The organism is Streptomyces sp. NPDC046900, from assembly GCF_040644975.1.
In the GTDB taxonomy this organism is placed as follows: Bacteria; Actinomycetota; Actinomycetes; order Streptomycetales; family Streptomycetaceae; genus Streptomyces.
On record NZ_JBEYXD010000025.1, the window covers coordinates 54,573 to 74,700 of the forward strand.

The following is a 20,128-nucleotide window of genomic DNA, read 5'->3' on the forward strand; positions in this document are numbered from 1 at the left end:
AGTCCGGCGAAGGCGAGCACGCCGAGGCAGACCAGGACCAGCAGGGTTTCGAAGAAGATCTCCACAGGGTGCTCCTCGGTTGAGCAGGGTGCGGTACGTGCACAGGGCTGGGTCCCAGCTTAGTAGGCCGGGGCCCAGCCCTCTTGGCGAGGTGCCCGCAGGCTCAGTCGAGCAACTCGGTCTGCAGGGTCACCGTCTGCTGGAAGGGCACGGCGGGGGTGGTGCCCTTGCGGGACTGGATGATCACGGCGAAGACGTCACCGGCGCGGAGGTAGGCCTGACGGACCTGCTGGGCGCCGTACGGCTTGGGCTCGACGTAGACGGATCGGGAGATGTCCCTGATCCGGGCCTCGCCGGGGAAGGCGCTGTCCATGACGGAGTCGTGAGCGTCACGGATCGCGTACTCCAGGCTGTTGAAGCTCGCGAACTTGTTCGAAGCGAGGTCGTCCACGACGGTCGCGGTGTCGAAGTGGAGCAGGTAGATCCGCGTGTGCGTGCCGTCCTGCGTGGTCCAGCCCCGCGCCGCGATGTGCCGCAGACCGTGGTCGGTCAGCCGCTGGCCGAACTCCTTGCGGTCCTGCTTGCCGGAGTACTCCGCGAGGAAGTCCTCGGTCGGCAGCCAGCCGTCCTTCCCGCGCAGGGCCTTGTCCTCCTGGGCTCCCGCGGGGGCGGGCAGCACCAGGGCACGCAGGTCGGCGTAGTGCGAACCGGTCGCGTTGGCCTCGGCGAACGGACCGGGGCTGCCGGACGGCAGCGGCGGCCGGACGATCTCGGGGAAGGTCCAGCGTCCGTCCGCCTCGGTGGCGAGGCCGGGCACGTCCGTACGGTCCATGCTCGCGATGCCGAACGCCGCGGACGCGCCGACCGCCGCGAAGACGGCGACCGCCGCGGTCCAGCGCAGCACGCCCCTCAGCACCCTGCGGTCCTTCTTCGCGGGCGGCGGCCCGGCGACGGCGAACGCGCCGGCACCGCCGGCCTCCGCCGGAGCCGCCTCGGGCACCGGGGGAGCGGCCATCGGCTGCATGGCCGCGGCATCCATCGGGCTCTCCGGCACCACCGGGTGATCCGTGGTCTGCTGCTCGGTCATACCGCCTCCCCTGGGTCCTTGATGCGGTCCAGTTGTGCGCGGAGCAGGGCCACCGCACCCTTCTTGTCCAGTGGCTTGGCCCCGGACACGGTGGCGCTGACCAGGACATCGCCCTCGTACGCGGAGCAGACCATGAGGTCGATCTTCTCGTCGCGGTCTGTCGGCGGCAGGAAGCAGCGGGCGTTCTTGTGACCCTCGATCGTCGGCCCCGCCCGGAACACCTTCATGGCGCCGAGGAACTCCTGCTGGAAGGCCGCGATGGAACGCACCGTCCGTCGGCTCTCCATCCGGGACAGCACGATCTCGACAGTGAAGGCGTCCTCCGCGTACGCGGTGGAGGCGGTCGCGCTCTCCGAACTGAGGTAGCTGCGCATCGCCATGCCCTGGATGTGCTGCTTGTCGATCTCCTTCTCCAGCCGCAGCCGCTGCGAGCGGGGCAGGGTGCGGAGCGACTCCTTGCGCAGCTCGGTGGCCTGCCCGCCGCTCAGCTCGGCGTCCGAGCCGAACTCGCCCATGTCCGGACCGCGGCCGTAGCCACTGGTACCGAAGGGCAGCAGCATGCCCTTGAGGCCGGTGGCCTCGGCATGGACCTTCTTTTCCGCCTTGGCCTCCGGCAGGCGCCAGACCGGCGCGCCCGGATCGCGGTCGGCGTTCTGAACGGTGACCACGGTGTATCCGGCGCCGCCGAGCACCGCGAGGAGCAGCACGGCGCTTCCGGCGATCGCGCCGACGCGGCGGCGGCGCGCGGGTCGCGCGGCGTCGGGTGCGGCCGCCTCCGGCGCCACGGGCGGCTCTCCGGCCGGGGCCACGAGCCCCGGCTGTCCGGCCTCGTCCCCCGGTCCGACGGGTACGGGACTCTGCGGGTTCTCGCTCACAGCCGTCCCATCTGCTGCTCGGCCAAGCTCATGATCTCCTTCTTGGTGATCGCTTTGGTGTCGGTGACGAAGACGTCGACGGAGATGTCACCGCGCCAGGCGTGCGCCTCGGCCGAGTACAACGGGAGGTAGCCCGGCTTCTGGTCGGGCGTCGAGTCCAGGTATGCCATGCCGTCGCCCGTACCGGGGATCGGCCAGCCGTGCGAGCCGGAGTCCCTTTCCGCCCAGTACGATCCGTTCTCCGCCTGATCCGCGGCGTCCAGGTCCTCCTCCTGCCGGTACTGGACGAGGTGGATCTCGACGTAGTGCGTGTCGGTCGTCCGCCAGGAGGTGATGGCCGCACGCCGGAACTCGCTCGCGATCTGGTCGGTGAAGGCCTCGCCCGGCTTCTCGTAGGTCTCCGCGTACGAGGCGAGGCTCAGCCAGCCGTCGTCACTCACCGAGAACGGGGCTTTCCGGGCCCCGGCCGGCCGCTCGACCAGCAGCTTGCGCAGGTCGCCGTCGGTCTTCACACGGCGGTCCTGCGCGGCCGACAGGGGCTCCACCTCTCCCTTGGCCTGCTTGACCACCGGCTGGGACAGCGGCGGAAGCGGCGTGGGCGTACGGCCCGCCTGCACGACATAGCCCGTGCAGGTGCCGGCGACGATGCCGAGGACGGCTGCCCCGCCGATGAGCATGGCGGTCCGGCCGCGCCGACGACGGCGGGGTGCGCCGTCCACGGGCCCGTCCGGTGCCTGCTCCCAACCTCCGGTCGGACCCTCGGTAGCTTCCGGCACCCGCGCTTCCGGTGTTTCCGGTGCCACGACGGGACTTTCCGGCTGTTCTTCGGGTCTTTCCTGTTCTTCCAAGACGTCCCCCCACGGAACGTGAAGCGCGATCTTGTGTCCGCGCCTCACAGGAGACCCATGGGTAACGTTAGGAGTTGTAAAGGAGTTGATTACGATTCAGGCATGGCGAAGAAGCTCGTGATCAAAGTGACGGCAGGATCGGACGCACCCGAGCGCTGCTCCCAGGCGTTCACCGTGGCGTCCGTCGCGGTGGCCAGTGGAGTCGACGTCTCGCTCTGGCTGACCGGTGAGTCCTCGTGGTTCGCGCTGCCGGGCCGGGCCGCGGAGTTCGAGCTTCCGCACGCGGCGCCGCTGCCCGACCTGATCGAGGCGATCATGGCGGCCGGGCGGATCACCTTGTGCACCCAGTGCGCGGCCCGCCGCGACATCACGGAGAAGGACGTCATCGACGGCGTACGGATCGCGGGCTCGCAGTTGTTCGTCCAGGAGGCCCTGGCGGAGGACACCCAGGCACTCGTGTACTGAGGCGTGCCCGGCAAGGGCGCCGGACACCGGCTAGTGCCGCTTCTTGCCGTCCAGCTCGTCCCACCACTCGTCGGACTTCGGGTCCCCGGACGGGTCGTCCCACCAGCGGTCGTCGGGGCCGCGACGGTTCGCCACCATGGCCGCCAGCGGCGGGATCACCATCGCGACCACGCACATCCCCACGGCCGCGGGAATGGACCACAGCCGTACGACTCCCCAGGCCAGGACGAACAACCCGATGCAGGTGGCCATCATGGCGAAGTAGACGTGACGCCGTCGTGCGTACATACCTCCAGGCTATGCCCGCACATGCAGAAGGGCCGCACCCCTGTCGGCGATCGTCCAACCCCCGGGGATGCGGCCCTTCAGCCGTGCACGCACGGTCCCTCGGACCGTCGTGGAGTGCCGTCAGACGGCGATGGCGACCTCCGCGAGGCCGCCCGTCCGGGCGACGACCGTGCGGTCCGCGGTGCCGCCCGGCACCAGGGCGCGTACGGTCCAGGTGCCCTCGGCCGCGTAGAAGCGGAACTGTCCGGTCGCCGAGGTCGGGACCTCGGCGGTGAACTCGCCGGTCGAGTCCAGCAGGCGCACGTACCCGACGACCGGCTCGCCGTCGCGGGTCACCTGGCCCTGGATCGTGGTCTCACCCGGCTTGATCGTCGAGGCGTCGGGGCCGCCGGCCTTCGCTCCACACATGTGTACTTCCTTCGGTAGGTCGGTAGGTCCGGGGGTCCCGGGTTACTTGGCGGCGCCGAGCTCGATCGGGACGCCGACGAGGGAGCCGTACTCGGTCCAGGAGCCGTCGTAGTTCTTGACGTTCGAAACCTCGAGCAGCTCGTGCAGGACGAACCAGGTCAGCGCTGAGCGCTCACCGATGCGGCAGTACGCGATGGTGTCCTTGGACAGGTCGACGCTCTCCTCGGAGTAGAGCTCCTTGAGCTCCTCGTCCGACTTGAAGGTGCCGTCGTCGTTGGCGTTCTTCGACCACGGGATGTTGCGGGCGGTCGGGACGTGGCCCGGACGCTGCGACTGCTCCTGCGGCAGGTGCGCGGGAGCCAGTAGCTTGCCGGAGAACTCGTCGGGCGAGCGGACGTCCACCAGGTTCTGCACGCCGATCGCGGCGAGCACGTCGTCACGGAAGGCGCGGATGGACGCGTCCTGCGGCTTGGCCTTGTACTCGGTGGCCGGACGCGCGGGCACCTCGGTGCCGTCGACCAGCTCGCGGGCGTCCAGCTCCCACTTCTTGCGGCCGCCGTCCAGGAGCTTCACGTTCTCGTGGCCGTACAGCTTGAAGTACCAGTAGGCGTAGGAAGCGAACCAGTTGTTGTTGCCGCCGTAGAGGATCACCAGCGTGTCGTTGGCGATGCCCTTCTCCGACAGCAGCTTCTCGAAGCCGGCCTGGTCGATGAAGTCGCGGCGGACCCGGTCCTGCAAGTCCTTCGTCCAGTCGATCCGGACGGCGTTCTTGATGTGGTTCTTGTCGTAGGCCGACGTGTCCTCGTCGACCTCGACGACGGCGATGTCGGAGTCGTCCAGGTGCTCCTGCAGCCAGTCGGCGTCGACCAGGACGTCGCTGCGGCTCATGCTCTTTCTCCTCCGGGGCAGTTGCGGCGGGGTGTGCAAGGAAAGGGTGTGATACGCGGCTTGGCGGTGGCGTACACGGCACACGGATGGCCCGGTGTCAGGTCCGGGGCCGGGGATGCGGGAGACCGCTCTCCCGTTCAGGAAGTGCGACAGAGCATGGCGGCGACACGGCACAGGTCTACTGCCCGCCGCTTCGTGAGATCCGCCTGTCGCTGCATGGTGTCGATCGTAGGGACGGATCGCCGGACGTGTCACCGGGGTGTCACATGGTGAGATGCGATCGTCCACGATATGGGAGCGATCGAGGGACACGACTACCACGGCGCCGCCCCGGGCGTCCCGGGCCGTCGTCCCATCTGCCGTACGGACGCGGGCGTCTCGCTCTACGGACACCCGCCGTCCACGGCCATGTGTCGTACTACCCCGCGAGCTTGACGTCCGAACCCCTCACCGTGACCTCCACACCGGCGGGTGCCGCCTGCACCTGGTCCAGTCGTATGCCGCCGGGCAGCTGGTCGATCGCCTGCTGGAAGTCGGTGACGGCCCGTATCCGGTCCTCGGCCGGCGCGACGCCCGCGATCTTGGGCAGGGAGTCGGCGTGCACCTTCATCTTGTTGTTCTGCACGGTGACCGAGCTGAGCACGTAGACCGTGGGCAGCTTCTTGCCGAGGAAGGTCGGCTCGACCGCGACCTTGAGCTTGCCGTTGCCGCCGTCCGAGAGGCCGACCACGCGGGCGGTCAGACCGGGCCCCGCCTGGGTCGGCTCGGCCTTGGCCGTCCTGAGCAGCTCGTCGTACGTGATGAGCGCGGTGCCGGTGGCGTCGGCCGCGGTGGCGGAGCTGTAGTCCCCGGAGAACCTCACGTCCTTCATGTCCGCGTTCAGATCGTCTATACGGATCTGCTCGCCGCCCTCGCCGGTGGGTGCCTGGTAGTTCTTGATACCGACCTCGACGTCGTCCAGCTCACCGCCCGCCATCTGGGTGAGGAAGGGGAAGCCCTTGATGGACACGTCCGGGGTCTGGGCCAGGTTCTGGGTGGTCCTCAGCTTGTCGGCGGCCTCGCTCTCCGCGAAGTGCACCGCGACGCGGTCCACGATCACAAAGAGAACGCCCAGGACGACGGCGACGATCAGCAGTGTCCGCAGTGCGCGCATTCTCGGTGTTCCCCCACCTCGCCGTCATCGACAACGGCGGTCGCTGACGGCCGGGTGACCGCCGAGCGCGACTGTAACCCTGCGCGGCCGGGCGGCCGCCGAATTGTCGATCACCTGTGACATACACGCATCCGGTGGCCGACCGTACGAACGGGCGCGCACGGCCGGGCACCGTCAGCCGATGGCACGCCCCAGCAGGTAGACCACCGGCGCCGCCACCGTCAGCGGCAGGGCGACGCCCGCCGTGAAGTGGACGAAGCGCGAGGGATAGTCGTAGGAGGCCACCCGGTGGCCGATCAGGGCGCACGCGCCCGCGCCCAGACCGAGGAAGGCCCCGGAGCTGCCGAGGCCGGTGGCGCCGCCCATCGCGATACCCGCACCCGCCGCCGCCAGCAGGGCCACGACCACGGAGGCCGCGGTCGGCAGCGGCAGCGCCCGCGCGAGGACCGTCACCGCGACCGCCACGCCGCCCACGGTGACGGCGTGCGGCGCGGCCGCGAGGTGGCCGGCCGCGGCGATCGACAGGGCGGCCGAGGCGACGGTCGCCATCAGGCCGTGCATCCGCGTGTCCGGGTCGGCGTGCGACCGCAGCTGCAGGACGAGGGCGAGGAGCACCCACACGCCGAGGGTGCCGAGGATCGCGGCGGGCGCGTGCTCCCGGCCTGCCACGAGCAGCGCGACGTCCGCGGTGACCGCGCCCAGGAACGCCAGTGCGATGCCCTGACGGGCCGGCCACATGCCGTTCAGCCGGAACCACCCCGCGGCCGTCACGCCCTGGAGGATCACCAGCGGTACGACCAGGGCGTACGTCCCGAGAGCCGCGCCCCCGGCCAGCAGCGCCCCCAGCGCGGCCGTCAGCGCGGCGGGCTGCAGCCCGGGTTCGATGATCGGCGAACGTCCTTCCAGCCGGGCCCGCTGGTTGGCGGGGAGGGCGGAGACGTCGACGACCGGGGCCTGGGGCACGGTCGTCGTCCGGGTACCGCCGCCGCCCTGGTCCGCCGCCCAGCCGCCACCCTGGGCTGCTGCCGCCCAGCCGCCGCCCTGGGCGGTCGTGCCGCCGGGGCCCGACGGATGGGCGCGGCCGTCGGCGCCGGACGCCGGGTAACCGTGCGGCCCGTAGCTCTGGGCCTCGGGCGGCAGGGGCTGTGCGGCCCCGTAGGGCTGCCCCTCCCACTGCTGCGCGTAGGGCTGCTGCTGTTGCGGATACGCGGCGTTCGGGTCGTACCACCCCTGCTGCTGCGCCTGCTGCGGGTGGGGCTGCTGCTGATAGGGGTCGTACCCCGCGTCGTAGCCCTCGTACGGCTGGTTGCTCATCGCTTCGCTCATCCTCCTGCGAACGGCGGGAGCACCTCGACCGTGCCGCCCTCGGCCAGCCGTACCGTCTCATGCTCACGGGTGCCCACGGGATCACCGTCGACGAGGAAGGAGCATCGCCGCAGAACGCGGACGAGTTCGCCGGGGTGTCGCTCGCGGGCCGTGTCGAGCGCCTCCGCGAGCGTGATCGCGTCGTACGGCTCCTCGGCGGTCCCGGCCGCGGCCTTGGCGGCGGCCCAGTAGCGCACCGTGCCCTTTGCCATCTGCTTCCTCAACTCGGTCGTGGTGAACACGGTCAGGCTAGCCCGCACGGGAGACGACCCATGCGCCGATCCGCTCCAGCAGCTCGTCGTCGCTGGCGTGCTCGGCGTGGCCCATGCCGGGCTCCAGCCACAGCTCCGCGTGTCCGGGGGCGGCCTCGGCCAGCATCCGGGGGTGGTCGAGGGGGAAGTAGCCGTCCTGGTCACCGTGCACGATCAGCAGCGGGGTCGGCGCGATCAGGGGGACGGACTCCACGGGCGAGACCGGGACCGGGTCCCAGCCGCGGTGTTGGATACGGGTGCGCAGACCGTAGCGGCCCACCAGGCGTCCTGCGGGACGGGTCACCAGCCAGTGCAGCCGCCGCATGGGGGCGGTGCCCCGGTAGTACCAGCGCGCGGGAGCGCTGACGGACACCACCGCGTCCGGTTGCGCTCCTTCCTGATGGAGCGCCGCGTGCCGCAGCACCACGGACCCGCCCATCGAGAAGCCGACGGTGGCCACCCGCGTGTGCCCCAGCTCGCGCGCCCATCGCACCGCGGCCGCCAGGTCGAGCACCTCGCGGTCGCCGACCGTGGACCTTCCCCCGGACGCCCCGTGGCCCCGGAAGGAAAAGGTGACCACGGCGCCGTGACGTGCGAGGGCGGCGGACACCCGGCGGACGTGGGGCCGCTCCAGATCCCCGGTGAAGCCGTGCGCGACGACGATCACGAGATCCCCGAGGTGGCCGGAAGGTGCACGTCCGGTGTCGTGGGCAAGAGGGCCCGGATCGTATGCGGCGTCGATCGACACCCCGTCGGCCGTGCGCAGGAACGTCCGTACCGGCCCCCGACGTGCCGTCTCAGAGTGCGGACCAATCGTGGATGGTGCCGTATGACCTGCCCGACCAGTGCTCATGTGGGCTATTCTGCTGGGCAGAGGACTCGGGCAGCGCAGCCCCCGGGTCCTTTTGTGCTTTCGGAAGCGTTGTATACGAAGCGGGAAACCGCTGGTGTACGGGCCGTGGAACGCATAGGCGAGTCCCCGGGCGCGGGATTCACCACCGTACGAAGCAGTGCCGCAGACTCCCCCACGGCCTCAGGGCGTGGGAGGTGCCCCACTCGCAGGGACCGAGGAGGAACCAGACGTTATGGGCGAGCGAACCGTGCACGGACGTATGTGGACCAAGGCGGGTGAGGCACGATGAGTTCTCTGCTGCTCCTGACCAATGCCCTTCAGCCGTCGACGGAGGTGCTTCCCGCTCTCGGCCTGCTCCTGCACAACGTGCGAGTGGCTCCGGCGGAAGGCCCCGCTCTGGTCGACACCCCGGGCGCAGACGTCATCCTGATCGACGGACGCCGGGACCTCCCTCAGGTGCGCAGTCTGTGTCAGCTGCTGCGGTCCACCGGCCCCGGCTGCCCCCTGATCCTCGTCGTCACCGAGGGCGGCCTCGCGGCCGTCACCGCCGACTGGGGCACCGACGACGTCCTGCTGGACACCGCGGGTCCCGCCGAGGTGGAGGCGCGGCTGCGTCTTGCCATGGGTCGCCAGCAGCTCGTCAACGACGACTCCCCGATGGAGATCCGCAACGGCGACCTCTCCGTCGACGAGGCGACCTACAGCGCCAAGCTCAAGGGCCGCGTCCTGGATCTGACCTTCAAGGAGTTCGAGCTCCTGAAGTACCTCGCCCAGCACCCGGGCCGTGTCTTCACCCGCGCCCAGCTGCTGCAGGAGGTCTGGGGCTACGACTACTTCGGCGGTACGCGCACGGTCGACGTCCACGTACGAAGGCTGCGGGCGAAGCTCGGACCCGAGCACGAGTCGCTGATCGGCACCGTGCGCAACGTGGGCTACCGGTTCGTCACCCCCGAGAAGGGGGACCGCGGGGCGGAGGACGCGAGGGCCAGGGCGGCCCAGCCGAAACCGCAGGAGAGGGACGAGGCGGCAGCCGTGTCGGCGGCCGAGGTCACGGCTGAGGCATAGAACCTCGTACGCCCTGCCCAGGGGCGGTCCATCCGCGTAGACTCCGCGCGTGGCCAAGGTGACTCGGGACGATGTGGCAAGGCTGGCGGGCACGTCCACCGCCGTCGTGAGCTACGTCATCAACAACGGACCCCGGCCGGTCGCCCCGGCCACGCGCGAGCGTGTCCTCGCCGCGATCAAGGAACTGGGGTACCGGCCCGACCGGGTGGCCCAGGCCATGGCGTCGCGGCGCACAGACCTCATAGGCATGATCGTCCCCGATGCGCGGCAGCCCTTCTTCGGCGAGATGACGCACGCGGTCGAGCAGGCCGCCGCCGAGCGCGGGAAGATGGTCCTCGTCGGCAACACCGACTACGTGGCCGAGCGCGAGGTCCACTATCTGCGGGCCTTCCTCGGTATGCGCGTCTCGGGCCTGATCCTCGTCAGCCACGCGCTCAACGACCACGCCGCCGCCGAGATCGAGGCGTGGGACGCCCGGGTGGTGCTGCTGCACGAGCGGCCCGAGGCGATAGACGACGTCGCCGTCGTCACCGACGACCTCGGCGGCGCCCAGCTCGCCGTCCGCCACCTCCTGGAGCACGGCTACGAGTACGTCGCCTGTGTGGGTGGCACCGCGCAGACCCCGGCGGTCGGCGACCCGGTCTCCGACCACGTCGAAGGTTGGCGGCGCGCGATGCAGGAGGCCGGGATCCCGACCGAGGGCCGGCTCTTCGAGGCGCCGTACAACCGCTACGACGCCTACCGGGTGGCCCTGGAACTGCTGTCCGGCCCGAACCGTCCGCCGGCCGTCTTCTGCTCCACCGACGACCAGGCGATCGGTGTACTGCGGGCGGCGCGCGAACTGCGCATCGATGTGCCGGGCGAGCTGGCGGTGGCAGGCTTCGACGACGTCAAGGAAGCCGCGCTCACCGACCCGCCGCTGACGACCGTCGCCTCGGACCGCTCGGGGATGGCCCGGGCCGCCGTCGACCTGGTACTGGACGACGGGCTGCGGGTCGCCGGGTCCCGGCGGGAGCGGCTGAAGCTGTTCCCGTCCAGGCTGGTCGTGCGGCGTTCCTGCGGGTGCGAGGGCTGAACCCGGGGCCGGCCGTCACCCCGCCGGAGCGCGTCTGCCGCGGGCACCGTTGATCGAGCCGTGCCCTTTGCCGCGTGCGACGGCTGCTCTCTCCTCGCTGAGGGAACGCTCCTCTGCGAACTCCTCGAGCTCCGTGAACCGCTCAGGTTCCGTGAACTGCTCGGACTCCGCCCGCTCCGCGGTGACTTCACCTCCGCGCGGACCTTCCCCAACCCGGCCCGGAGAGAGATCGCCCGGCGGAGCTGTCGGTTGACGACTCGGACCTTGAACACCGGCCCTTCCAGGGCCGGTCGCCGCAGTGAGGTGCCGCCGCCGGGTGTCCGGGACGCGGAACGGCCCGCCGGTGAACCGGCGGGCCGTCACAGACGCTGCGTGCAGCGCGCTCAGAACAGCAGGTTGTAGCCGTTGAAGCCGGTGCCGAGCTTGATACGGGCGCCGAAGAGGCCGGTGGAGGCCTTGTTCGTGCCCCGGTACAGCCACAGCGTGCCGCTGGAGTCACGGGTGATGACGTCGGCGATACCGTCACCCGTCACGTCGCCGTTGGTGACGTACTGGGTGAAGTTCCAGCCGGTGCGTGCCAGGATCCTGGGCGACCACGGCGTGTGCGCCTGCTGGGTACCGCGGTACAGGTACAGGGTGCCGTTCGGGTAGCGGACCAGCAGGTCGGCCTTTCCGTCGCCGGAGAAGTCGCCGCGCCCGAAGATCTTCATGCCCTTCCAGGACTTGCTGACGACCTTGATCTTGGCGTTGAACTGGCCGTTGCCCTTGCCCGGGTAGAGGTACACGGAGCCGTCGGAGTCCACCGCGACCAGGTCGGGGCGGCCGTCACCCGTCATGTCGCCCGGGATGGCGTACGACTTGTAGCCGCCCCACACCGTGCTGATCTGCATCCAGGTGAACTCCTGCGAGGCGTGGTCGAAGTAGCTGCGGTACAGCTTCCCGTCGCCCTTGTCGCGGATGATCAGGTCCTGGTAGTAGTCCCGGTCCAGGTCGGCCTGAAGACCCCAGCTGATGGTCTGCCAGCCCTTGCTCTGGTAGGCGGCCCGCCCCAGCGAGGTGCCCTTGCTGTCCAGCTCGAACAGACCGCCCGAAGGCGTACGGGCCAGCAGGTCGGCGCGGCCGTCGTACGACAGGTCGGCGTCGTCGATGCGCGGCTGGGCGCCCACGGTGTACGTGGAGACCTTGGTGAAGACCGGGTAGGCGCCCTGGGCCGTGCAGCCCTCGACGCCCCACGACACGATGCCGACGATCTTGCCACCGACCACCAGCGGGCCGCCGGAGTCACCGTTGCAGGTGCTCTTGGTGCCCTCGTCGGTGCCCGTGGCCGGGGTGCCGGCGCAGATCATCGAGCCCTCGCGGAAGTAGTCCGCACCGAGGACCGAATTCATGGCGGAGTTGCAGGTGGAGTCGGCGACCAGCGGCAGGGTGGCCTTGCGCAGGTTGGCGGACAGATCCGAACCGCCACCCGCGGTCAGGCCCCAGCCGTACACCGTGGCACTCGTGCCCGCGCGGTACAGCGTGCTGTCGTTCGAGGCCGCGAGCTGCAGCCAGCGCTGCTCCAGCGGGCGGTCCAGGGTGAGGACGGCGATGTCGTTCTGGACGGTGTCGGGGTTGTAGTGCTGGTGGCTCCACTGACGCATGACGCCCGCGACGGTTCCGCTTGCGTAGTCGTCGAGTGCGGTGGCACCGGCCAGCACCGTGCCGTTCTTCGCCCAGTTCAGGCCCGCGACGCAGTGTGCGGCGGTGAGGACCTTGTTCGGGGCGACCAGGGTGCCGCCGCAGAAGTAGCCCTCGTCGGTGGCGGGGTCGTAGTAGCCGAGCTGGACCATCCAGGGCGCGGAGGCGATGGTGGTCTCGGTGCCGCCGATGATGAACGGGGACACCTTGCTCGACCCGGTGGTGGCGGCAGGTGCCCCGGTGGCGGCCTGTCGCTTCTGCTGCGTGTTCTGGGCCGCCTGCTTCCTGGCGGCGTTGAGCAGTCGGTCGCGCAGTTCCTTGTCCGAGGCCTTCGGCTTCGGGGTGGTGGTCTGCTGCCGGAGTACTCCGGGCTTCGGGAGTCCGCCCGCGGCGGCGGCCGGCTGGGCCGCCAGGGCGCCGGCGCCGGCGAGGGCCAGCGCGAGGGCGGCCCCGGAGAGCGCTGTGGCGGGCTGTCTCCAGCGGCCGCGCAAGGCACGTATCACTCAGGGCTCCTGGGGTGATGTCGTAGAAACGGGCCCGAGAAGGGCAAACGACACACCGGCCCGACGCAGCGCACGCATGGCATGGCAGCGCTGTACGGTCGGGCGAAACCGCGGAGCCCCCCTCCGGCGCCATGATCGTAGGCCCCGGGAGTTCCCTCGCACACTCATCGCACAGGCGTCAGACAAATGTTCGCCCGTCGGACACCTGATGTTTCCTTGACCTTCGGTGTCGCGATTCTCTGGGCCCCTCGCACCCCGGACACCCTTCCCGGGCCCGAGCCCGTCGGAGCCGCTCTCACAGCGACCTGGAGCGACTCCGAGCCGCCTTTAAATCGGGCATACACGGTTCTGTCGGGCTTCTCAGGGACGACTCAGGTGGCTCTCATGATCCCGGGACACTCTCTATTACATGACCGAGAGCTACCGCCGCAGCGGCGAGTACCAGTACCCCGAGGGTGACGGGCACCAGTTCGCACACCCCGGGCAGCAGCGCACCTCCTCCCCCGTGAACCCCGAGTGGCCGCCCCCGCCGGCGTACCAGCCGGCGCAGCCGGTGACCGTCGAACCGGGGACCACGGTGTGGCCGGGCCGGCAGGCCGCCACGGGTCACGGCGGCGACGGCAACGGCGGTGACACGGCTCTCCCCACCGCGGTCCCCGGCGGTTCCGGGGCGCCCACGCCGAACAAGCGCGCCAAGGGCCCGCTGGCCCTCGTCGCCGCTGTGGCCATCGTCGCCGCGGCCATCGGCGGCGGCACGGCCTACGGCATCCAGGAGCTGACCGGCAAGACCACCGTCTCCTCCAGCTCCACCAGCACCACCGTGGTGCCCTCGAGCAAGAGGGGCACGGTGGCCGGAGTCGCCGCCGCGGTCAGCCCGAGCATCGTGGAGATCAGCGCCACCTCGAACGCCGGCGAGTCGACCGGCTCCGGGGTGATCATCACGGGCAACGGCGAGATCATCACCAACAACCACGTCATCTCCGGCGCCTCCTCGATCAAGGTGACGACGAGCAACGGCAAGTCGTACCCCGCCCAGCTCGTCGGCACCGACAGCAACAAGGACCTGGCGCTGATCAAGGTGCAGGGCGCCTCCGGCCTGAAGACCGCCACGCTGGGCAACTCCGACGGCATCCAGGTCGGCGACACGGTCGTTGCCATCGGCTCCCCCGAGGGCCTGACCGGCACCGTCACCAGCGGCATCGTCTCCGCCCTCGACCGCGACGTCACGGTCTCGACCGACGAGAACCAGGATCAGGGCAACGGCCGGTGGCCGTTCGAGTTCGGCGGCCGGCAGTTCAACGGCGACACAGGCTCGTCCACGACGACGTACAAGGCGATCCAGACGGACGCGTCCCTGAACCCGGGCAACTCCGGCGGCGCCCTGATCGACATGAACGGCAACATCATCGGCATCAACTCGGCGATGTACTCGGACGCTTCCGACTCGACCTCGTCGAGCGCCGGCAGCGTCGGCCTGGGCTTCGCCATCCCGATCAACACCGTCAAGTCCGACCTGGCGAAACTGCGCTCCGGCTCCCAGAGCTGAAGCGGGCGTCCCGCCGGGCGATCGGTAAGGAGTACGACATGATCAAGCAGGTTCTGCACGAGGCGACCACTCCCGTCGGCCCCGCCGGGGTCTCCCTGGCCCTCGCCGTGGCGTACGAACTCCACGCGCCCGCGGCACGGACCTCGCGGAGGATCGTGGTGAAGACGCCCGAGCCGCGGGTCCCGGAGGTCGCGGTGCCGCAGTTGATGGGCCTGCGCACCAGCGCGGCACGCGTCCACCGCCGCAAGGTGCCGCTGAACCGCCTCACCGCGGTCCTGGGCTGACCCCCCCGCCCAGGAGTCCCCGGCGAAAAGCCCGAGCCGTCCTTTCCGTCCCCCGCCGGGAAACGTGCGAGGCTGAATGTGTGCAGCCCCGTCCCACCGCATCTCGAGGAACACCACACCCATGAGCCCCGCCGAAGGCGACCGTGAACCCCAGCGCATCCTGATCGTGGACGACGAGCCGGCGGTGCGCGAAGCACTCCAGCGCAGCCTCGCCTTCGAGGGCTACGACACCGAGGTCGCCGTGGACGGCGCGGACGCGCTGCAGAGGGCGACCGCCTACCAGCCCGACCTGGTCGTCCTGGACATCCAGATGCCGCGCATGGACGGCCTCACCGCCGCGCGCAGGATGCGCGGCGCGGGCACCACCACACCCATCCTCATACTCACCGCCCGTGACACGGTCGGCGACCGCGTCACCGGCCTCGATGCCGGGGCCGACGACTACCTGGTCAAGCCGTTCGAACTGGACGAGCTGTTCGCCCGTATCCGCGCCCTGCTGCGCCGCAGCTCGTACGCCGCCGCCGCGGTCGGCGCCCCGGAGGACGAGGCACTGACCTTCGCCGACCTGCGCATGGACCTGGCCACGCGTGAGGTCACCCGCGGCGGACGGCCGGTGGAGCTGACCCGCACCGAGTTCACGCTCCTGGAGATGTTCATGGCGCATCCGCGCCAGGTGCTGACCCGTGAGCAGATCCTGAAGGCCGTATGGGGCTTCGACTTCGAGCCGTCGTCGAACTCCCTCGATGTGTACGTGATGTACCTGCGCCGCAAGACGGAGGCGGGCGGCGAGCCGCGCATCGTGCACACGGTCCGGGGTGTGGGCTACGTCCTGCGGCAGGGCGGCGCCGAGTGATCAAGCGGGTCCGTTCACTTCCACTCCGCTCACGGCTGGCCCTGCTGGTGGCCGCGGCCGTGGCGTTCGGTGTGGCGGCGGTGTCGATGAGCTGCTGGTTCATCGTGCAGGGCAAGCTGTACGCGCAGGTGGACAGCAACCTCAGGAGCAACAGCGGACCGGTCCGGGCCGGAGGCCTGGCGAGCGTCCGGGCCGAGTGCACGACCACCCCGTCCCCGCAGGACGACCGCGGCCCCGAGGTCAACATCTACTACACGCAGGTCGTCAGTGCGACCGGGCAGGTCTGCGTCTACCAGAACTCCGCCGGCCTGGTGAAAGTCACGGACAGCGACACGGAGATCGCCGCCGACCCGACCCACGGCATCCTCCACAACAGCACCGACAGCAAGGGCAACCCGGTACGGGTGCTGACGACCCCCCTGCTGAGCGACGGCCCGGCGGGCCCGCAGCTCTACCCGGGCTACGCCCTGCTCCGGGCCTACCCGCTGAAGGACACGGACAAGACGCTCAAAGACCTCGCCGTGATCCTCCTCATCGTCTCCGGCCTCGGCGTCGTGGCCGCCGGAGCCGTCGGACTGGCCGTGGCCCGTGCGGGCCTGCGCCCCGTCGACAAGCTCACCGAGGCCGTCGAGCACATCGCCCGCACCGAGGACCTGACCACGCACATCCCGGTGGACAAGGAGAGCGAGGACGAGATCGCCCGGCTGTCCCGCTCCTTCAACTCGATGACCTCGGCTCTCGCCAGCTCCCGCGAACTGCAGCAACAGCTGATCGCCGACGCGGGCCACGAACTGCGCACACCGCTGACGTCACTGCGGACGAACATCGAACTCCTCACCCGCAGCGAGGAGACCGGCCGCCCGCTCCCCGCGGAGGACCGCAAGGCGCTGCTCGCCTCGGTGAAGGCACAGATGACGGAACTGGCCTCACTCATCGGGGACCTGCAGGAACTCTCGCGTCCCGAGAAGGACCAGCACGCCGGCAAGGCGCAGGTGGTGGAGATGCAGGACATCGTGGAGTCCGCGCTGCGCCGCGCCCGGCTGCGCGGTCCGGAGCTGTCGATCACGGCGACCCTCCAGCCGTGGTACGTACAGGCCGAGCCGACCGCTCTGGAGCGGGCGGTGGTGAACATCCTCGACAACGCGGTGAAGTTCAGCCCCGAGGGCGGCACGATCGAGGTCTCCCTGCTGCGCGGCGCTCTGACGGTCCGCGACCACGGCCCGGGAATCGCGGCCGAGGAACTGCCGCATGTCTTCGACCGCTTCTGGCGCTCTCCCTCGGCCCGCGCCCTGCCGGGCTCCGGCCTCGGCCTGTCGATCGTGGCCCGCACGGTCCAGCAGGCGGGCGGCGAGGTGTCCCTGCGGCCGGCCGAGGGCGGCGGCACGGTGGCGACGGTACGGCTGCCGGGGGCGTCGATCGCACCGCCGGAGACGGCACCGGGCGAACTTCCCTGATCCGGCCGCCCCTTCACCGCCGCGCGTCGACAGGAACCCGGCGGGACTGCTGCGCGTCGTGGCCCCGGTCCCGCGAGGTCGCCTCAGCGCGGGCCCATAGTCTCGCTCGGAAGAGTGACATGTACGAGTACCAGGTTGCCGTCGGTCTGCTTGGCTCCGCCCGCCAGAAGGCCCGTCCCCGCCGGTGGCGGGAACGGGCCTTCGGTCAGGCGCGTCGATCAGTGCGCCCGGGTCACTGCACCAGGGTGATCCGGTCCGCCGCCGGCACCGGATAGGGCGCCACGGCCGACGAGTTGGCCGTCAGATAGGCCCCGAGGGCGGCCAGGTCGTCGCCACCGACCAGCACGTTCGCGCCCTTGCCGAGCTCCGCGAAGCCGTCGCCGCCGCCCGCGAGGAAGGAGTTCATGGCGACGCGGTAGGTGGCGGCCGGGTCGATCGCCGTGCCGTTCAGCTTCACCGAGTCCACGACCACACGCGCGGCGCCCGACTTCGTCAGGTCCAGCGTGTAGGTCAGGCCGCCGGACACCTGCAGGATCTTCGGCGAGGCCTCGTTCGCTCCGATGACCTGCTGCTGCAGCGCCGTGATCAGCTGGGCTCCGGTCAGGTCGACCAGGTTCACCGTGTTGGCGAACGGCTGGACCGTGTACGCCTCCCCGTACGTCACCACACCGTCTCCCTCACCACCGCTCGCCGCGTAGGTGAGCGGCCCGCGGATGCCGCCGGGGTTCATCAGCGCGACGGCGGCCTTGGGGTCGAGGGACTTGGCGTACGCGAGCTGCGCGTCCGCGATCAGGTCGCCGAGTGGGGACTCGGTGCCGCTGGTGCCGATCTCGCCCGCGATGTACCCGATGGGCCGGGAGGCGACGGGGGCCGCGAGCGTCTTCCACTTGTTGATCAGGCCCGTCAGGTCGGCCGCCTTGGCGACGTCACGAGTGACCACGTGGTTCGCCGACTTCACGGCCGTACGGGCGATGTCGCCGGTCCAGCGGTCGTACGTCAGCGTGGTGTCCGTGTACAGCCGGCCGAACGAGGACGCCGACGTCACCATGCGGGGGCGGCCCGCCGGGTCGTCGATCGTGCACACGTACGCCTGGTGGGTGTGGCCGGTGACCAGCGCGTCCACGGCCGGGGTGACATGCCGGGCGATGTCGACGATCGGACCGGAGATGCCGTCGCCCGCACCCGGGCTGTCGCAGTCGTAGTTGTACGCGCCCGACGCGGGCGCGCCGCCCTCGTGCACCAGGGCGACGATCGACTGGACGCCCTGCCGCTGGAGCACCTTGGCGTACTTGTTGATCGTCTCCACCTCGTCGCCGAACTTCAGGCCCTTGACGCCCTCCGCGGAGACGATGTCCGGGGTGCCCTCGAGCGTCACGCCGATGAAGCCGACCTTGATGCCGTGCTTCTTCCACACCCAGTAGGGCTTGAGGATCGGCTTGCCGGTCTTCTCGTCGGTGACGTTCGCGGCGAGGTAGGGGAAGTTCGCCCCCTGGAACTCCTCGCTGTCGTCGTAGCAGCCGTCCGTCGGGTGGCAGCCGCCGTTCTGCAGCCGGGCCAGTTCCCTGGCACCCTCGTCGAACTCGTGGTTGCCGACGCTGGTGACGTCCAGGTCCAGCTTGTTGAGGGCGTCGATGGTCGGCTCGTCGTGGAACAGCCCGGAGATCAGCGGCGAGGCGCCGACCATGTCACCGGCGGCCGCGGTGATGGAGTACGGGTTGTCCTTGCGGGCCTGCCGCAGATGTGTGGCGAGGTACTCGACACCACCCGCGTCGATGGTCTTGGTGGTGCCGTCCTTCTCGAGCTCGGTGACCCGTCCCGAGGAACCGGCCGGCGGCTCCAGGTTGCCGTGCAGGTCGTTGAAGGACAGCAGCTGGACGTTCTGGTAGCGGCCGGGGAACTCGTGACCGTGGCCGGGCCGACTGCTGTGGGCGTCGGCCGGCAACGCGGCCACCAGGGCTCCGACGGTGGCCAGGCCCGCGGCGGCGCCCAGCATGCGGTGAAGACGTCTGTGCCGGTAGATCGGCGGCATGTGCCCCCCTCTGTGAAGTGCGCAGGGTGCTGCCCGGCGCACGCAGCCGGGCCCCGACGCACGCGTTGTGTAAAGAGCGTGCCAAGACGGCGGTCCGCGCAGCCTAGGGTCAACGCGCGTAGCGCAACAGGGGGTTCGGGGTTACAACCAGGTTGCCTTTACCTCCCCTTTCCCCGGTCCTCCCCTTACCCTCGTACCCATGACCAGCGACGACACCGACCGCCCGGCACTGCCCCGCTCCCTCGAGACCGTCACGACGCTCTCGCCCGAACAAGCCGAGACCGTCCTCGCGCTGCTCGCCGAGGCCGCCCGGGTGGACGGCCAGCAGGCCGTGTCCGAACAGGGGCGGCTGCAGCTGCGCGGCGGTGAGCGGGAAGGCGTGTCCCATCTGCTGCTGTCGGTCGACGGCACGCTCGTCGGTTATGCGCAGCTGGAGGACACGGACCCGGTGGAGGCCCCGGCGGCCGAACTGGTCGTGCACCCCTCGTACCGCGGCCATGGGCACGGCCGGGCCTTGGGCGCCGCGCTCCTCGCAACCTCCGGCAAGCGACTGCGGGTGTGGGCGCACGGCGGTCACTCGGCCGCCCGGCACCTCGCCCAGGTTCTCGGCCTCTCCCTCTTTCGTGAACTGCGTCAGCTGCGCCGCCCGTTGACCGACCTCGACCTGCCCGAGCCGAAACTGCCCGACGGCGTGACCGTGCGCACCTTCGTGCCCGACCAGGACGACGCGGCCTGGCTCGCCGTCAATGCGGCGGCCTTCGCCCACCACCCCGAACAAGGCTCTCTCACCCAGCGCGACCTCGACGACCGCAAGGCCGAGCCGTGGTTCGACCCTCAGGGCTTCTTCCTGGCGGAACGCGAGGGCGAGCGGGGCCCCGAGCTGATCGGCTTCCACTGGACCAAGGTCCACGCGGAGGAGCAGCTCGGCGAGGTCTACGTGCTGGGCGTCCGCCCTGGCGCCCAGGGCGGCGGCCTCGGCCGGGCCCTCACCACGATCGGCCTGCGTCACCTCGCTGCCCAGGCCCTGCCGACCGCCATGCTCTATGTCGACGCGGACAACAAGGCGGCGCTCACCGTCTATGAGCGGCTCGGCTTCACGACCCACGAGACGGATCTGATGTACCGCACGGAGACGTGAGGAGCGGTCGGCCCTCAGCGGCC

Annotated in this window: 21 protein-coding genes; 8 read left to right on the top strand and 13 right to left on the bottom strand. The window is 70.5% G+C overall.

Annotation, left to right across the window (positions count from 1 at the left end; translation table 11 throughout):
* Nucleotides 1-163 precede the first annotated feature (163 nt).
* From ABZ904_RS24050 to ABZ904_RS24060, 3 genes are read right to left on the bottom strand one after another with little or no spacing between them, the layout of a single operon-like run.
* The gene (locus ABZ904_RS24050; RefSeq protein WP_359406053.1) at nt 164-1,087 is read right to left on the bottom strand and encodes a hypothetical protein; all 924 of its coding nucleotides are present in this window, start codon (nt 1,085-1,087) and stop codon (nt 164-166) included.
* Nucleotides 1,084-1,962, bottom strand: a complete 879-nt coding sequence (locus tag ABZ904_RS24055; RefSeq protein ID WP_359406056.1) for a hypothetical protein — start codon at nt 1,960-1,962, stop codon at nt 1,084-1,086. The genes ABZ904_RS24050 and ABZ904_RS24055 overlap by 4 nt, the downstream gene beginning before the upstream one ends.
* A complete protein-coding gene (locus ABZ904_RS24060; RefSeq protein WP_361825420.1) occupies nt 1,959-2,681 on the bottom strand; it encodes a hypothetical protein in 723 nt (240 codons plus the stop codon). The genes ABZ904_RS24055 and ABZ904_RS24060 overlap by 4 nt, the downstream gene beginning before the upstream one ends.
* A 231-nt stretch (nt 2,682-2,912) precedes the next feature.
* Between ABZ904_RS24060 and ABZ904_RS24065 the strand changes: the two genes are divergently transcribed.
* Nucleotides 2,913-3,275 (top strand): DsrE family protein, encoded by a 363-nt coding sequence (locus ABZ904_RS24065; RefSeq protein ID WP_360993093.1) that lies wholly within the window; start codon nt 2,913-2,915, stop codon nt 3,273-3,275.
* A gap of 30 nt (nt 3,276-3,305) precedes the next feature.
* Here ABZ904_RS24065 and ABZ904_RS24070 read toward each other — a convergent pair whose 3' ends face one another.
* From ABZ904_RS24070 to ABZ904_RS24105, 8 genes are all read right to left on the bottom strand, one after another.
* Nucleotides 3,306-3,563: a DUF3099 domain-containing protein gene (locus ABZ904_RS24070; protein WP_359406063.1), complete on the bottom strand. Its 258-nt coding sequence runs from the start codon at nt 3,561-3,563 to the stop codon at nt 3,306-3,308.
* Nucleotides 3,564-3,683: 120 nt separating this feature from the next.
* The gene (locus ABZ904_RS24075; RefSeq protein WP_134033173.1) at nt 3,684-3,971 is read right to left on the bottom strand and encodes a DUF1416 domain-containing protein; all 288 of its coding nucleotides are present in this window, start codon (nt 3,969-3,971) and stop codon (nt 3,684-3,686) included.
* 42 nt (nt 3,972-4,013) lie between these two features.
* Nucleotides 4,014-4,859 carry a sulfurtransferase gene (locus ABZ904_RS24080; RefSeq protein ID WP_360993098.1) on the bottom strand — a complete coding sequence of 282 codons (846 nt, stop codon included), beginning with the start codon at nt 4,857-4,859 and terminating at the stop codon, nt 4,014-4,016.
* A 137-nt stretch (nt 4,860-4,996) separates the two neighbouring features.
* Nucleotides 4,997-5,077, bottom strand: a complete 81-nt coding sequence (locus ABZ904_RS24085; RefSeq protein WP_355139345.1) for a putative leader peptide — start codon at nt 5,075-5,077, stop codon at nt 4,997-4,999.
* Nucleotides 5,078-5,277: 200 nt separating this feature from the next.
* A complete protein-coding gene (locus ABZ904_RS24090) occupies nt 5,278-6,012 on the bottom strand; it encodes a DUF2993 domain-containing protein (protein ID WP_360993101.1) in 735 nt (244 codons plus the stop codon).
* A gap of 174 nt (nt 6,013-6,186) precedes the next feature.
* Nucleotides 6,187-7,326, bottom strand: a complete 1,140-nt coding sequence (locus ABZ904_RS24095) for a hypothetical protein (protein ID WP_360993104.1) — start codon at nt 7,324-7,326, stop codon at nt 6,187-6,189.
* Between the two features lie 8 nt (nt 7,327-7,334).
* A complete protein-coding gene (locus ABZ904_RS24100) occupies nt 7,335-7,589 on the bottom strand; it encodes a MoaD/ThiS family protein (protein WP_359403602.1) in 255 nt (84 codons plus the stop codon).
* A gap of 37 nt (nt 7,590-7,626) precedes the next feature.
* On the bottom strand, nt 7,627-8,481 hold the full coding sequence (locus tag ABZ904_RS24105; RefSeq protein WP_359403485.1) for an alpha/beta fold hydrolase: 855 nt from the start codon (nt 8,479-8,481) through the stop codon (nt 7,627-7,629).
* Nucleotides 8,482-8,766: 285 nt separating this feature from the next.
* On the opposite strand from ABZ904_RS24105, the gene ABZ904_RS24110 reads away from it, so the two are divergent.
* Both ABZ904_RS24110 and ABZ904_RS24115 read left to right on the top strand, forming a co-directional pair.
* The gene (locus tag ABZ904_RS24110) at nt 8,767-9,546 is read left to right on the top strand and encodes a response regulator transcription factor (RefSeq protein ID WP_359403488.1); all 780 of its coding nucleotides are present in this window, start codon (nt 8,767-8,769) and stop codon (nt 9,544-9,546) included.
* Between the two features lie 49 nt (nt 9,547-9,595).
* Entirely contained in the window at nt 9,596-10,621 is a 1,026-nt protein-coding gene (locus ABZ904_RS24115; protein WP_359403491.1) for a LacI family DNA-binding transcriptional regulator, read from the top strand.
* 383 nt (nt 10,622-11,004) lie between these two features.
* Here the strand turns inward: ABZ904_RS24115 and ABZ904_RS24120 are convergent, their stop codons facing one another.
* Nucleotides 11,005-12,801: a trypsin-like serine protease gene (locus tag ABZ904_RS24120; protein WP_359403494.1), complete on the bottom strand. Its 1,797-nt coding sequence runs from the start codon at nt 12,799-12,801 to the stop codon at nt 11,005-11,007.
* A 409-nt stretch (nt 12,802-13,210) separates the two neighbouring features.
* Between ABZ904_RS24120 and ABZ904_RS24125 the strand changes: the two genes are divergently transcribed.
* The 4 genes from ABZ904_RS24125 (at nt 13,211) to ABZ904_RS24140 (ending at nt 16,938) form a co-directional block, all read left to right on the top strand.
* Nucleotides 13,211-14,347, top strand: a complete 1,137-nt coding sequence (locus ABZ904_RS24125; RefSeq protein WP_359403497.1) for a trypsin-like peptidase domain-containing protein — start codon at nt 13,211-13,213, stop codon at nt 14,345-14,347.
* 38 nt (nt 14,348-14,385) lie between these two features.
* Entirely contained in the window at nt 14,386-14,631 is a 246-nt protein-coding gene (locus ABZ904_RS24130; RefSeq protein ID WP_359403500.1) for a hypothetical protein, read from the top strand.
* A 121-nt stretch (nt 14,632-14,752) separates the two neighbouring features.
* Nucleotides 14,753-15,484 (top strand): response regulator transcription factor, encoded by a 732-nt coding sequence (locus tag ABZ904_RS24135; RefSeq protein WP_361825426.1) that lies wholly within the window; start codon nt 14,753-14,755, stop codon nt 15,482-15,484.
* Entirely contained in the window at nt 15,481-16,938 is a 1,458-nt protein-coding gene (locus ABZ904_RS24140; RefSeq protein ID WP_359403506.1) for a HAMP domain-containing sensor histidine kinase, read from the top strand. The genes ABZ904_RS24135 and ABZ904_RS24140 overlap by 4 nt, the downstream gene beginning before the upstream one ends.
* Nucleotides 16,939-17,170: 232 nt before the next feature.
* On the opposite strand, the gene ABZ904_RS24145 is transcribed toward ABZ904_RS24140, so the two are convergent.
* Nucleotides 17,171-18,967 carry a bifunctional metallophosphatase/5'-nucleotidase gene (locus tag ABZ904_RS24145; RefSeq protein ID WP_361825428.1) on the bottom strand — a complete coding sequence of 599 codons (1,797 nt, stop codon included), beginning with the start codon at nt 18,965-18,967 and terminating at the stop codon, nt 17,171-17,173.
* Nucleotides 18,968-19,166: 199 nt separating this feature from the next.
* Here ABZ904_RS24145 and mshD point away from each other — a divergent pair, with 199 nt between their 5' ends.
* Nucleotides 19,167-20,105, top strand: a complete 939-nt coding sequence (gene mshD, locus ABZ904_RS24150) for a mycothiol synthase (protein ID WP_361825430.1) — start codon at nt 19,167-19,169, stop codon at nt 20,103-20,105.
* Nucleotides 20,106-20,128: the final 23 nt, after the last annotated feature.